Consider the following 14,079-nt stretch of genomic DNA (forward strand, 5'->3'; position numbering starts at 1 on the left):
TCGCTTCACCTCCGGATGTTATGACATACTAACGCTTCATGCGCTGACATAGTGGGAATACAGCGTCTGGGTACCCGACTTTTCCACAATTTCTTGGAGTCGTTCCCGTTGCTCCGCTTCCGGCACTTTCTTCGTCGCAAGCATTCCTTTGAGCAGTGACAATGCTTCTTCCATCTGCTCCGAGGTCGGCACAGTCTCTGGAGCTGCATCAAGCTGCTCCTGAAGCTGCTGCAGCTTGCGATAAGGCTCAATGAATCCATGCTCGTATTCGATGTTGTCAAAGTTCCGGTTGCGCGTGCATACAGCAGCTGCCAAGCATAAGGTAACCACATTATTGACTGCGTTTTTGCGGCGCTGAGCCTCTATTTCCACTGTGAATTGGTGGCGCACAGCCTCTAGCTCCTCAGCCTTCTCGTACGAATAGCAGGCAATCGACGGAGCATTCGCCTTCATCAGCTGAGTCAGTACGTTTTTGGCTCCTAGCTCGATCGCTGCGGAGACACCCATGCGATAGATGTATTGCATCGATTCCTCCCAACGGACCGGAGCGGTTAATTGGGACGATAAGCTCGGAATAATCTCGCCTACCGAGGCGTAGGGAATCGCCGTAACATTAGAGAGCACCGGGAATCGGAAGCTGCGGAACGAGTAGCCTTGCAGCTCCTGTTCGAATTGAGCCGCTGCCGGCTGCATTAACGGGCTGTGGAATGGCGCACTGACCTGCAGAAACGCCAGCCTTCCACCCTCTGGCTCCAATTGGCGAGCCGCTAATTCCACGGCCTCCCGATGTCCAGAGATGACGATTTGCTGCGGCGAGTTGAAGTTAGAGATCACAACCTTGCACCCTGAATTCGCTGATGCTTCTATGCATGCTGCTTCAATTGCTTCCTTGCGGATGTCAATTGCCGCGCACATTGCACCCGTTCCCTCGGCTGCTGCCTCCTGCATCAATTGGCCTCGCCGCCTCACAATACGCAGGGCATCCGCATACTCCATCGCTCCCGCACAGGTTAATGCCGAGAATTCGCCAAGGCTGTGACCAGCCGCATAAGCAGGCAGCACGCCGATCTCCTCCATATAGACGCGAAAGGCAGCGACGCTTGCAGCAAGTAGAGCAGGCTGTGCATTCTCTGTCCGAGTCAGCTCATCCAAGCTTCCTTCGAACATCAGCTTTCGCAGATCGAATCCTAGCACATCATTCGCTTCCTCGAAGGCGGCCTTGGCGGATGGATAGTGGTCATGCAACGATTTCCCCATTCCAACATACTGGGAGCCTTGTCCCGGAAAAACCAGCGCAAGCTTACTCATTATTCATCCCCTCTCATGTTAGGACGCGGCTATCCGCCAATTGGCGAAGCACGTCGACATAGCCTTTTGCCAGACTATTCACCGCTTCTTTTCGGATGCGCCTGTCATTGAACTTAACCGTAACTGTCAGCTGTTTCGTATCCTCGGAATCCTCCAGAATCAAGGCGATATCATAGATATCTAGGAACGCTGCATCCATCTCCAGCTCATCCTTGCCTACGAACGGCAGTATGGAGGCTTCGTCCTTCGTCGAAGGGATCGCTCCAATATGGCTTAAGGGATAACTAGGCGAATCAGCATTCTTCCCTTCCCTAGTCAGCTGAACGGCACGGAACAACTCCGCGAAGCCATTCATGGCCTTCAAATCTGCTTGAAGCGGTGCCACATGCTCCCTGTCATCCAGCAAGCATTGCAGGACAGCTGTTTTCCGGCCGCTCCATTCTGCAAGCAGATACAAGAGAACACCTGAGAGAACATCGAACCATTCCACCTTATGCTCGGTCCCAATCGATCGAACATGCTCACGCATAGCGGATTGGAGATGGAAGCGTATCGTTCCGATGCCGCTGGCTTGCGGTTGACGGGTGAAAAAGCTGGCTGGAAGCACTTGATAACCGCCCCACACCGACTCATCGTATACAACGTTCCTGCTGTCCACATAACGAGCCAGCCTCGCTATCGTCGGATAAGCAAATAAATCGACTATGCTAATTCCCCAACCATATTCCTTCTCCAGCTTGGCATGCACCTGCATGATCAGAATCGAATTGCCGCCTAGATCGAAGAAATGGTCCTGCAAGCCGACATGCGCAAGCTTTAACACATCCTGCCATACCAAGCGAATGCTCACTTCTGTAACGCTGGCGGCCCGATCGTCTTCCCTCTGGCGTTCCAACGGTTTTGCCACTTGCGCAAGCGCCCGCTTATCGGTCTTGCCATTCGGGGTCCTAGGAATTGCCTCAATGACATAGAACTGAGATGGAATCATATATGCTGGAAGCTTGGCCCCCAAATAATCCCGCAAATCGTCCGAATGAAGGTCGCTGATTGGCTGGATATAAGCTATTAGCGACTTTTGCCCATAAGCATCGTCTATTGCCAATACAACCGCGTCCTCAATGGACTCATGCTTAAGCAGATGGTGCTCAATGTCGCCCGGCTCCACCCGGAACCCGCGAATTTTGATCTGCTCATCCGTCCGCCCAAGGAATTGAATACTGCCGTCCGGAAGCCATTTGCCAATATCGCCTGTCCGATAGAGACGACCGCCCTGCACATAAGGATCGGGGAGGAACTTCTCCGCGGTCAGCTCTGGCTGGTTCAAATAGCCGCGAGCGACACCTGCACCCGCAATGCAGATTTCCCCAGAAATACCGACAGGCATCAGGTGACCGTGAGTGTCCAGCACATACACACGGTAATTCAAGATCGGCTTGCCGATTGGAACGACGGTCAGATCAGCATTCGTACAACGATGATACGTAGCGCAGACCGTTCCTTCCGTAGGACCATATGTGTTATATACAGCCGCACCGCCAAGCAATCGGGAGATGTAATCGGGCTTCAGCACATCACCGCCCCCGATGAAGAGTCGCACCCCTTCGAGCTCTTCTTGCTTGTTCAGCTCATTCAAGAGAAGTGGAGAACAAGATACAATTGTCACTTGCTGCTGACGGATTGTGCTTGTCAGCTTCCCAATATCGAGCACGTCCAGCTTCTGAGCAATTACCAGCCTGCCCCCAGCCAACAGAACCGGATACATCTCTTCGACAAATTGATCGAATGAGCAAGAGGCTTGCTGAAGGAAGGCATCATCCTTGGTCAGGCTGAATTCTTCCTGAAAAGCTTGCGCATAGGCAAGCAGGTTGCCATGCTCCACGACAACGCCCTTCGGACGCCCTGTGGAACCAGATGTATACAAAATGTAAGCAGCATCGTTGCTGCTGTTGCGGTTATCCAGATTGCCGCTATCATAAGAACCGGATAACAGCCAATCTCCAGCAGGGTCCAGCCTCACACCGTCAAAGCCAATTGCCGTTGCAAGCTCTTGCGAAGCCAGTAGTATCTTCGCTCCACTGTCTTGCACCGTCTGAGCGATCCGATCAAGCGCATATTCATGATCAATCGGAACGTACGCGGCGCCCGCTTTAAGCACACCCAGCATAGCCGCGATCAAATGCTCGGACCGTTCCATGACAATCGCAACCGCATTATCCGGCTGCACCTCTGCCTGTCTCAGCTGCACCGCAAGCCGATTCGCCTGTTCATTAAGCTCGCGATAGGTAAGGGTCTTGCCGCCGCTAATCACTGCAATCGCATCGGGCGTTCGCTCCGCCTGTCTCTCAAACAAAGCATGCACGGGCTCTGATTCGATCTGGCTAATCTCCCGATTGAATTGCTGCAAAATAACATTTCGTTCTTCTGGCGTCACGATGTCGATCTCGCCTAGTCGCATATCTGGCTTACTAACAAGCCCGCGTATAATCTGGACGAAATGTCCAGCCATCCGCATTATGGACTCCTGTGAGAAGCGCTTCTTATCATAGGCAAATTCGAGCTCGATTCCATCGAATGTCTGGATGCCGAGCGTTATTCCATAGTGGGTTGTCTCATGCATCTCGAAGCGTTCAATCTTCAGCAGCTCATCCTGCAGCAGCTTCATATCAAGCGGATAATTCTCCAATACGACGATGGAATTGAATAAGGGCTCACGGTTGCCCAGCCCGCTATAGGTTCCGATATCGACCAGCGGGGTATGCTCGTATTCCTCACGGCGTTTCAAGCCTTCGTTCACGGAGCGGATGACTTTGTCCACGGAATCACCCGGACTGCCTAGAACACGGAGCGGGATCGTATTAATGAACAAGCCGACCATTTCTTCAATCCCTATAATCTCGGGTACTCGTCCGGATACCGTTGTGCCGAACACAACATCATTTGCCCCACTATAGCGGCCAAGCAGAATCCCCCATGCGCTATACAGCAGCGCCGCAAGCGTCACCTCTCGGCTCCTCGCACAGCTGCCGATCTCCTCGGCTTCGTCATGCGCCAGCTCTACTTTATAAATGCCGACAGATTTCCCGGCAGGGAGAGCTTCCGGGCTCTCTGGCAAAGACGTACGCTCTGACCAGCCCTCCAGCTCTCGCTCCCAAAATTGCCGCTGCGCGTTTTTATCCTGGCTCTGATGCCATTTGACGAACTGCTTGAATGGCGTTTTTCCTGGCAAATCCGGCAGCGTTCCCTTAGATATTGCCCGGTAAGCCTGCAACAGCTCCTTCAGAATAACGCCGTTGCTCCAGCCATCGAATAAAATATGATGCCATGTCACGATCATCTCGCATTCATTGTCTGCCAGCTTGCAGAGCGCAATACGGAATGGCGCCGTCTCAAGATCGAGATCCGCCTGCCGTTCTTTAGCTCCCACTTCCTTCGCGAGCCTCTCGCGGTCTTCCGTCGAGTGGCCCGTCAAGTCGATTAGCTCGATCGGTGTCTGAGCGTTCTTCAAAACAATCTGTACAGGTCGCTCAAGCTGTTCCCAGCGGTAAACGGTGCGAAGCATTTCATTCCGCCGAATAACCTCTTCCCAAGCCGCAGCCAAACGGTCCAGATTGCACTCGCCCGTCAGCCTGACGGAAAGCTGCTGTGCATAATGCCCTTGCTCCCGACTGCCCACATAATGAAACAGCAGGCCCTCTTGTATGGGCGTCAGTGCCAGCATGTTCTCCACATTCGTTCTATCTAGCCGTCTTTCTTTCATGCTCTCCCATCCTCTCCCCATGATGCGACTACAGCAATCGGGCTAATCTTAAGCTCCAGTCACCGCATAGCCTGCGGATTGTGGATATTCAATCTTGACGATTTGTCCCATATCCATCTTAATCACCTGATCAGCCAAGTCGAAGAACCGATCATCATGCGTAATCGCAATGATGCATTTTCCTCGTTTTTTCAAATCAGGCAGCAGGGTGTTGTAGAAAAAGGCACGGTATTCCGGGTCCTGATCGGCAGCCCACTCGTCAAAAAGACAGAATGGACGGTCTTCCAAATAGCTCATGAGCAGCGCAAGCCGTTTCCGCTGGCCTGTCGAGAGCTTGGTCGTGTTAAGGATACCGTCCTCAATCTGGACCTTATCCTCCAGATGCAGAACGCCAAGGTAATGCTCGATCTCCGCTTGCTTGGCCTCGTGATCAATGCCGTACATTTTCTGGAACAGGTAGAAATCACTGAATATCGCTGAGAAATGTCTGCCGAGCCTTCTCGGATCGGCTTGCTCGCCTCCGAGCAGCACATTGCCTTGATCAGGAACATACAGGCCGGTGAACAGCTTCGCCAAGGTTGATTTGCCGCTGCCGTTACCGCCCGTTATGAACGTAATTTCGCCTTGTCGGAATACACAATTAATAGGTCCAACAGAGAAGCTCTCGCCATCTTGGGTCCGATAATGATATTCCACGGAACGAAGCTCTAAATTCGCCGTAGCCGGCAATACAGCTCCTATCGACTCCGGGCTCTCCTCCTGGATCGCATCCAGCTCAGCGGACAGCTCTTTAATCCGATTCCAGCTGATGCGAATCTGGATGGCATTCGGTATCGTCGCCAATATACCGTGCAAAGGACCGATCATGTACAGCAATATGAACACATAGCTCCTAAGCGTGTTTACTTTCAGCTCACTGAATAGAAGCGGGAATAGAAAGACGACCGCACCGATAACGAAGGTGAACAACAGCTCGCCAATTACGTTGACGTTAGCGAATTGAAGATCTCCTGTAATCCGTTTGTCCCTGTAGGTCGTACAGCTAGCTTCCATATCTTTGCGGAAGCCGCCCCGTTTGCCAGCGTTCAGGCTTAGCTCTTTGAAGCCATTCATGAGATCATTAATGAAACGGAAGAACACGTTCTGGATGTCGCGAGTCTCTCCCCAGATCTTATTGGCCTTAATTCCAGTAACGTAGTGGAGCCCTGTAGCAATTACGATAAAGGCGATTGCTACCAGCACCCCTTGCAGACTGATTGCTCCCATGTACACAAAGCAGCAGATCAGCGTTACCAACCCGGTAGCACCCGAGATGACGACATTCGAGAAGCCGCTAATCGTTTCGGTATCATTATTAAGGGAAGCCTGAATTCTACCATCCTCCAAGCTATCAATGCGCTGATAGGAGGTATTCAGGATTTTCCCAAGCAGCTCCATACGCGTCTGATACACCATGTCGTTGGCGACCTTCACCAGTCTTGTACGAACCAGCTTCTGGCCGATGACGTAGATGGCAATGCCGAAGCTGAAGTAAAGCAGCAGACCGCCCTGGAAATCTTCAATGCCACGGTTCAACGTCTCGTTGACAATGAAAATGATCATCGCATTGCCGAAGCCGCTCGCAATGCTGAGCAGCGTCAGCGCAAACATGGCGCGATCATCCGCTCTCGGGAACAGGTTGGTAAGCACCATATATAATCCGAACAGCAGGATCGTTGCGAACAATGTCAGGACAGCGTATACGAGCGTGTTCGGTGCCCATACGCGGACAAAGTCCCAGTTCAATCCCCAATACAGAATGTCTGGAATACGGTATAGACAGTAGGCTAAACCGACCATGAAGGCAGCAAGCACCGCTATATGGACTACAACCGATAACAGGTTTCCTTGAAAACGGCGTATACCGCGAATCGCCTGTACAATAGCCGAACCCGTCATCCATATTACGAGCAGAACTACTGGAATTGCGACGATCAGAATAACAGAAGCAAGTGTGTCGATGCTCTTGTAGGCATCGCTGATTGGATCAGGAACTTCCTTGCCCACCATAATGTTCATGATGCCTTGGGCAATCGTCCCGGAGTATGGAGAATTCATATTCGCCAACAAGGCAACGCCTAGCCCATCCTGCGGACGGAATACAAAATAACTAGAAAAGTTCGGATTAGCTCCAGCATGTGAAATCTCTCCCGTGCCATCCTGATAGATGCTCCAGCCTGCCCCATAAGAAGAGCCGTCAGAGCCCGGCGGCACCGTTCTATTAGGAAGATGCGACTTCGCAATCAGCGCGGCAAGAGACTGTTCCACCGGCTGGGCACCAAGCTGGATCTTCAGCCACTTCGCCATGTCATTTGCATTAGAAATCACGTACCCGGCAGGCGTATTTCCTCTGTACATCGGCGCATCATATACCGCCGGGCGCATCATCTTAGGCTTGTATCCTTTAGAGAACGAACGCTGTGCCGCCTCATCGCGGAACAGGAAGGTCTCGGACATGCCCAGCGGCTGCAAAATTTGTTCCTTGATATACTGCTCAAAAGAAATGCCTGACAGCTGCTGCACAATCAAGCCCAGCACGTCATAATTGATCGTTGCGTAAAGATACGTTTCGCCGGGCAGGTTGTCCAGCTCTTGCCCGATTAGGGTTCGAGCCGTCTGCTCCAACGCTTCCTCGCCCTCAGCTATCGGAATGCCGCCAATGCTCTTGAAAGGAACGCCTGTCGTATGGTGTAAAAAGTCTCTCAAGGTGACATCAACCGGACGTTTTTCGTAGGTCATAGTAAGCCATGGAAGATACTTCGTAACAGGATCATCCAAGCTCAGCAAGCCTTCCTCCTCCAGCTTCAGCACGGCAAGGCCAGTGAATGCCTTGCTTGTCGATCCCAGCTCGAACAAGGTGTCGGGCTGAACAGGAGTGCTTTTATCGACATCAGCATAGCCGAAGTCCTTCTGGTAGACCGTGTCTTTTCCATCTACGATCACAATGGACATCCCGGGGATGTCTGATTTCTTCCAGCTTTTCTCGATGAATCGCTCAATCTCTGCTTCCTTGCCGCTTAGGCCGGCAGCAGAGCCTATAGCCGGCTGAACCGCCATCATAAGCAGAAAGCAGCTGGCGAATAGCAAAAACCATCGTTTAATACGCATCATCGTACACCTTCTGCTCTTTGAATTTAAACATTTCATCTACCGCATAATCCAAGCCGCCCGTCGCTTCGAAGGTCTGCTGTACCCGCCTGCAATTCTCGTGGTAAGCAGGGTCTGAGACGATAGCCTCAACCGCCTCTTTCAGCACGCTTGCGTCAATTTGCTTATCCCGAATGTACAGGCCAGCTCCCGCTTGCTCCACCATCAACGCTCCCATATACTCATCGAATACTTGCGGGAGTACAACCATTGGGACATGACAGCATATCGACTCATAGATGCTATTGGCGCCGCCGTGAGTAATAAAGACGTCAGCTTGCCCGAGAATGTCAAGCTGTGGCACATAAGGCAGCACGATAAAGTTATCTGGCGCCCCACTCCAATCTACTGCGTTCATTTTGGGTCCGACGGACATCACCACTTGGAACCGGCTGTCGCCAAACGCAGAGAAGCAAGTCTCGTACAACTCACTTAGATCACTTAATATCGTTCCAAAGGCAATATAGACAAGCGGCCTGCCGTCCAGAAGCTCATACGGAAACGTAACTGGCTCCCGTCTTGGGTACAGCGAATACCCCGCAAATAAATGGCTGTCGTCAAAAGCATCCGCATGGATCTGAAAGGATCTGGAGGTGAACACCAGATTAAGCGGCTGCTTGCTGCAAAACACATCGTTAATAATATTGAGCGGCGGCAGGCTATACCGCAGCGCAATCATGCGAGACAGCTTGTCCAGCAGCTTCCGGTAAATATCATGCTTGCCCTTGTTCTTCTCGTACAGCGGATCGCCTTCTGCCCGAAGCACATATTCCATGAAAAACTCGGGATCACGATCCGCCATCTCGTCGATAAAGGGAAAGTTGGCGAAGAAGGCTATGCCCGGTACGCCAAGCTGGTCCGCAAGCCGCTTGCCCCAGAGGCTGAATGCATCGTGGACGATATAATCAGGCCTGAGCTGTGCCACTTCCTCAGATAATGCCTCTGTCAGAATACGGCTCTTGTCCATCAGGAAATCGGCGAATACGAGAAACGTATCAATGCCCGTCCCATCGTGGGTGCCGAATCCGAGCAGCCCTCTATAGCTGCGGAATGAGGCGCCGGTTTGTTCGATTTTGTCCTTGAAGGCGTCACTGCAGTAATAAATAACCTCTTCTCCCCGCTCAATCAGCTTGGCGACCAGGCCAAGTGTCGGGTTAACATGACCATGCAGGTCTACGCCGAAAAATATAACCTTCGACATTACACACCTCCTCTGCTGAATTCGCTTGTCATAGCAGCAAGCTGTCCAGCTCATCCTGCGATAGTTCAATCGTGTCGAAATCAGATGGCGTATATTCTGTCGCATGCTTCCCACAGCAGTGCGCAATGATGCTCCTTAGTTGATCCATGAATGCCCCGACAAGCTTAGCCGCTGTCTGGTCATGAAACCTATTGCCGCTGTAAGTGACAGCCAGCTTAAACCTCTTATTAACGATCATCGCGTTAAAGTCCATTTGAGAAGTCATAGGGTTGAGTCGCCCCGATTCTAATCCACTGTCTCCCTCATCTAAAGAGAACCAGTCATTGTGGAAGTCGCTATCGAAATCGCCCATGAAATTAAATCGGATCAGCTTAGGTGCAGCAAAATCTTGGGATTCCAGAGATCGCAGTTGAAGCAGCCCGAAGCCGATACCGTTGTTAGGCACTTCGCGAAGCTGTTCCTTCACCCGCTTGATCCAGCTTGGAAGCTCGCCTGGCGTGCGGATCAGCTTCACAGGATACAGAGAAGTAAACCATCCCGCTGTACGGGACAGATCAATCGGATCGCCGAGCTGCTCACGGCCATGCCCTTCCAGTTCAATCCCTACTTGATCCAGCGAAAAGAACTTGAACAGTGTCTGGCCCAGTGCTGCGAGCAGCAAATCCATCGCTTTCGTTCCATAGGCAGAATGAGCATCAAGCATTAGGCCGCTTGTCTCCGATTCCGTCAAATAGCTAAAGATCGTTCGCGCACTGTCAATATCATCCTCGCCTCTCTCCTCATCAACCGGAATCGGGCTAAGGCCGTCCACTACAGACTTCCAATAGCGATACTCTGCTTCCGTCAGGCTAGCCTGATGCAAATACTCAGCCCATGCTTGTAGAGATGCAGTCTTGCTTGGCAGCTCGACTGTATCACCTGCCCGAAGACGCTCAAGACCTTGAGCGATATCCTCCAGCAATATTCGCCATGTCACACCGTCAACGACCAAATGATGCGCAGTCAGCAATAGCTTCTTGCCGCTTCTGCCGAGATCTAATATACACGCTTTAATCAATGCTCCCTGCTGCAGATCAAAGGATGCTTTCAGCGCTTCGCCGAGCTCAGCTATACGAATAGCCTGCTCTTCCTCCGATATGGCCGAGAGTTGATGAGCATGCACCGCGACTGCTTGTTCTGGCTCATTGTTGTAGAATAATTCTCCTGTCACAGCATCGACATTCATCCGAAGCGCATCATGATGCTCGATTAGCTTCGCAAGAATAAGCTCAATCTGGCTTGCTTCAACCTCTTGCTTGAGGCTAAGCAGAACGGATTGATGATAATGCTCCGGCTGCTTGAAGCGGTGTCCAAAAAACCACGAGCTGATCGGCCATGGTCGAATGCTTCCCTCAGCCCGATGCTGGGGATATAAATCATCTTCTTTCAGGGGCTCCATCTGACGTGCCATATCTTCAAGGATTGCATGCGATAAAATATCTTTGACCTTGATGGCATACCCTTCTCGGTTGAGCCTGGAAGATGCTTGAATCGCCTTGATCGAATCGCCGCCAAGGTGATAGAAGTTGTCCCGAATGCTGATCTGCTCGATTTGCAGCAAATCGCCAAGAACGCGAAGAAGACTTCTCTCCGCTTCATTCCGTCCTTCTTCGAAGCCGGCTTCTCGTGCTGTGGCCTTCTCTGGTTCGGGAAGCAGCTGGCGGTTCACCTTCCCATTGACGCTAAGCGGTATTTCATCTATTGCCACAAAATAAGCTGGAACCATATAAGCTGGCAGCCTTTCCGAGGCAAACCGTCTTAACTCCGAGGTTAGCGACCCGTCCTTAACCACCACATACGCGCATAAATACTTGCTCTCATCCGCATGCTCGCGGTCGATGACTACCGCAGCCTGTACATCATCGTGCTGCTGCAGAACCTTCTCGATCTCTCCCGTCTCAATCCGATGTCCGCGAATTTTGACTTGGTGATCTGTCCGTCCAGCATATTCGATTATGCCGCTGGCTAGCCGCTTCGCTAGGTCCCCTGTTCTGTACATCCGTTTGCCGGAGACAAATGGATTATCTATAAACCGTTCATTCGTCAGATCATCTCTGTTCCGATAGCCTCTGGCAATGCCGTCTCCCGAAATATACATCTCGCCGAGGGTTCCATCGGGTACCGGATTTCTATTCGGATCAAGCAGGTAGATCATCACGTTATGTGCAGGAACACCGATAGGCACCGACGCCCGCGTATCCGCTGCCGGATCATACCGGTGAATCATGCAGCCGACCACCGTCTCGGTCGGACCATACTCATTAAAGACGTCAACTTTCCCTCCCCAGCTCTCAAGTATATTGCGTGCCAAGCTTGTTTTTAGATCTTCACCTCCAACGATAAACCGCTTGACTAAGGAAGAGCGGTTATCCATATTTTGCAACAAGGATAGATGTGCCGGAGTCAGCTTAATAACTGTAGCCCGGTTGTCTCGTAAAATGCGATATAGGATGAATTCATCTCCATTATCCCGATAGACAAGTATTTTGCCTCCGCAGATCAGTGGAGTGAAGATAGAAGTCACGGTTAGATCGAATGCCAGGGATGAATATAGCGGGAATGCTTCCTCCTCGCCCTTGACATACATAAGCTGCGCCCACCAAATATAGTTGGTCAGCCCCTGATGCTCGATCATTGTTCCCTTCGGCATGCCTGTAGACCCGGACGTATAAATCATGTATGCCAGATCATTCAGTTCATTGGAAGCGGCAGGATTGGAAGTATTGGAATCGTAAATAGCAGGATCCGTTAGGCTCAGCCATTCCCCGGCAAATGCAAACGGAGAGGATTCACTGACATTCGACAGCACCAGCTTCGTTCCGGAATCGTCCAGCATATAACGAATTCGTTCTTCGGGATACGCGGGATCGATCGGCATATAGGCGCCTCCCGCTTTTAGTACAGCCAAGATGCCGATAACGGTCTCGATCGAGTGATGCGCCCATAAGCCAACAATCGAATCCTTGGTCACTCCGCTTTGAATCAATCGCCAAGCCAAGCGATTGGCTGTCTCGTTAAGCTCTCGGTAAGTGAATTGACTGCATTCATGCTCAATTGCAAGAAGATCCGGCGTCCTCTGTGCCTGTTCTTCGAACAGACATTGAACCGTTTTGCTGCGCGGATATTCCGTCTGGGTATTGTTATAATCAAGAAGCTGACGGTCTCTTTCCTCCTCCGTTAGGAGGGAGAGGCTGCCAATGCTGGCCTCAGGATCGTCTAGCATCTGCTCGATTAATAGAAGCAAGCAGCTTGCCATTTCATTGATTGTCTCAGAGGAATAAGCATCCACTCTATAATCCAGATCAAGCGTCAACGCGCCTGAATCGGACCAATCCTTGATCACCCATTGCAGCTCATAGGCTTGATGACCGTTATAAAATTCGGTGTTCTCAACAGATGCGCCATTCATGCTGGTCAGAAGCTTCGTATTGTAATAATTGACACAGGCATGGAACAGTTGGTCATATTCTTTTTTCTTAAGATCCAGATCCCTTACTAACAGATCATAAGGGTACCGTTGGTTGAAATAGCTTTCCATCAGCTGCTTCTGCAGAATCGTCAGCGTCTCTTCAATCGTTGCGTTAGCATCAACTGCAAACCGGAAAGGCATCGTGCTGGTGAACATGCCGAACATTGCTTTTTCTTTTTTGCCGGAACGGTTCAAGACCGGGGTGCCGACAACAAGATCATTCTGGTTCGTCGTTTTATAGATATAGGCAAAGTAGACGAATACAAAAAAAGTATTCAACGACACCTTGCGGCGTTCCGCCAATTCCCGAATTCGCCAGGAAAGCTGTGGGTCCAGCTCGACCGTCGTTCGTCTTCCTGCAATATGATTCGATTCGGTGACCGCCAGCCCTTCTGGAAGAGTTCGGAACTTCTCCGCCCAATAGAGCTTGTTCTTATTGAAGCGCTCTGATTGAAGATAGGCTTGCTCCTCAGTCAAATAATCGAGATAGGAAGGCGTCTGCTGGCCATCATCGGCCTCTTCCGCATTTGCTAGCTTCGTGTAGCACTCTGCGATTTGCTTCGTGAGAATCTGGATGGACCACCCGTCGCACACAATATGATGACACTTGATCAAATAACCTTTATCCTGATCGCTAAGCTGAAAAAAAGCAAAATAGTATAAAGGGGCTTGCTCAAGCGCAAAGGACTTTCCCGCTTCCCGGTCCACCCACTCTTGGAATGCCGCTTCGGGATCAAGCTCCGTTGTGAAATCAAAGAAATCAAAGGGCTGCTGCTCGTATTCACTTACATATTGCCGAGCTTCTCCGTCGGCCTCGGTGAGTTGGATTCTTATTCCTTCATGCTTGCGGATGAACTGCTGAATCGCTTTCTGGAGCAGCTGGAAGTCGACGTCACCTTTGATACGGACGGGACCACCGATATTCGCCAAAGGCGTGTGGGGAAAAATTTTCTCAAGATACCAGATTCTTTTCTGGGGATGGGTCAAAGGATAAACATCCTCACAGCTCGTATGAACAGAGGAAGGATTGAACATGCGTATTACCTCCATGATAACGCGTAATTGAACGTACATGCGGGTTGGATTCATGATGAAGCGAAGAAACGCTCGGCGGGCGAG

General features: G+C 51.1%; 5 protein-coding genes. All 5 read right to left on the bottom strand.

The genetic code is table 11. The features are described from left to right. Positions 1-36: 36 nt before the first annotated feature. The 5 genes from fabD to AC50YO_RS14565 are packed head-to-tail and all read right to left on the bottom strand — an operon-like array spanning position 37 to position 13,995. Positions 37-1,308 carry an ACP S-malonyltransferase gene (gene fabD / locus AC50YO_RS14545; RefSeq protein WP_494848006.1) on the bottom strand — a complete coding sequence of 424 codons (1,272 nt, stop codon included), beginning with the start codon at positions 1,306-1,308 and terminating at the stop codon, positions 37-39. Between the two features lie 13 nt (positions 1,309-1,321). After that, the gene (locus AC50YO_RS14550; RefSeq protein ID WP_494848008.1) at positions 1,322-5,065 is read right to left on the bottom strand and encodes a non-ribosomal peptide synthetase; all 3,744 of its coding nucleotides are present in this window, start codon (positions 5,063-5,065) and stop codon (positions 1,322-1,324) included. 48 nt (positions 5,066-5,113) lie between these two features. After that, positions 5,114-8,215 (bottom strand): cyclic peptide export ABC transporter, encoded by a 3,102-nt coding sequence (locus AC50YO_RS14555; protein WP_494848009.1) that lies wholly within the window; start codon positions 8,213-8,215, stop codon positions 5,114-5,116. Further along, positions 8,202-9,452, bottom strand: a complete 1,251-nt coding sequence (locus tag AC50YO_RS14560) for a macrolide family glycosyltransferase (protein ID WP_494848011.1) — start codon at positions 9,450-9,452, stop codon at positions 8,202-8,204. The genes AC50YO_RS14555 and AC50YO_RS14560 overlap by 14 nt, the downstream gene beginning before the upstream one ends. Positions 9,453-9,480: 28 nt before the next feature. Further along, positions 9,481-13,995 (bottom strand): amino acid adenylation domain-containing protein, encoded by a 4,515-nt coding sequence (locus AC50YO_RS14565; protein ID WP_494848013.1) that lies wholly within the window; start codon positions 13,993-13,995, stop codon positions 9,481-9,483. Between the last annotated feature and the right edge of the window lie 84 nt (positions 13,996-14,079).

Source organism: Paenibacillus sp. J22P59 (assembly GCF_059383895.1).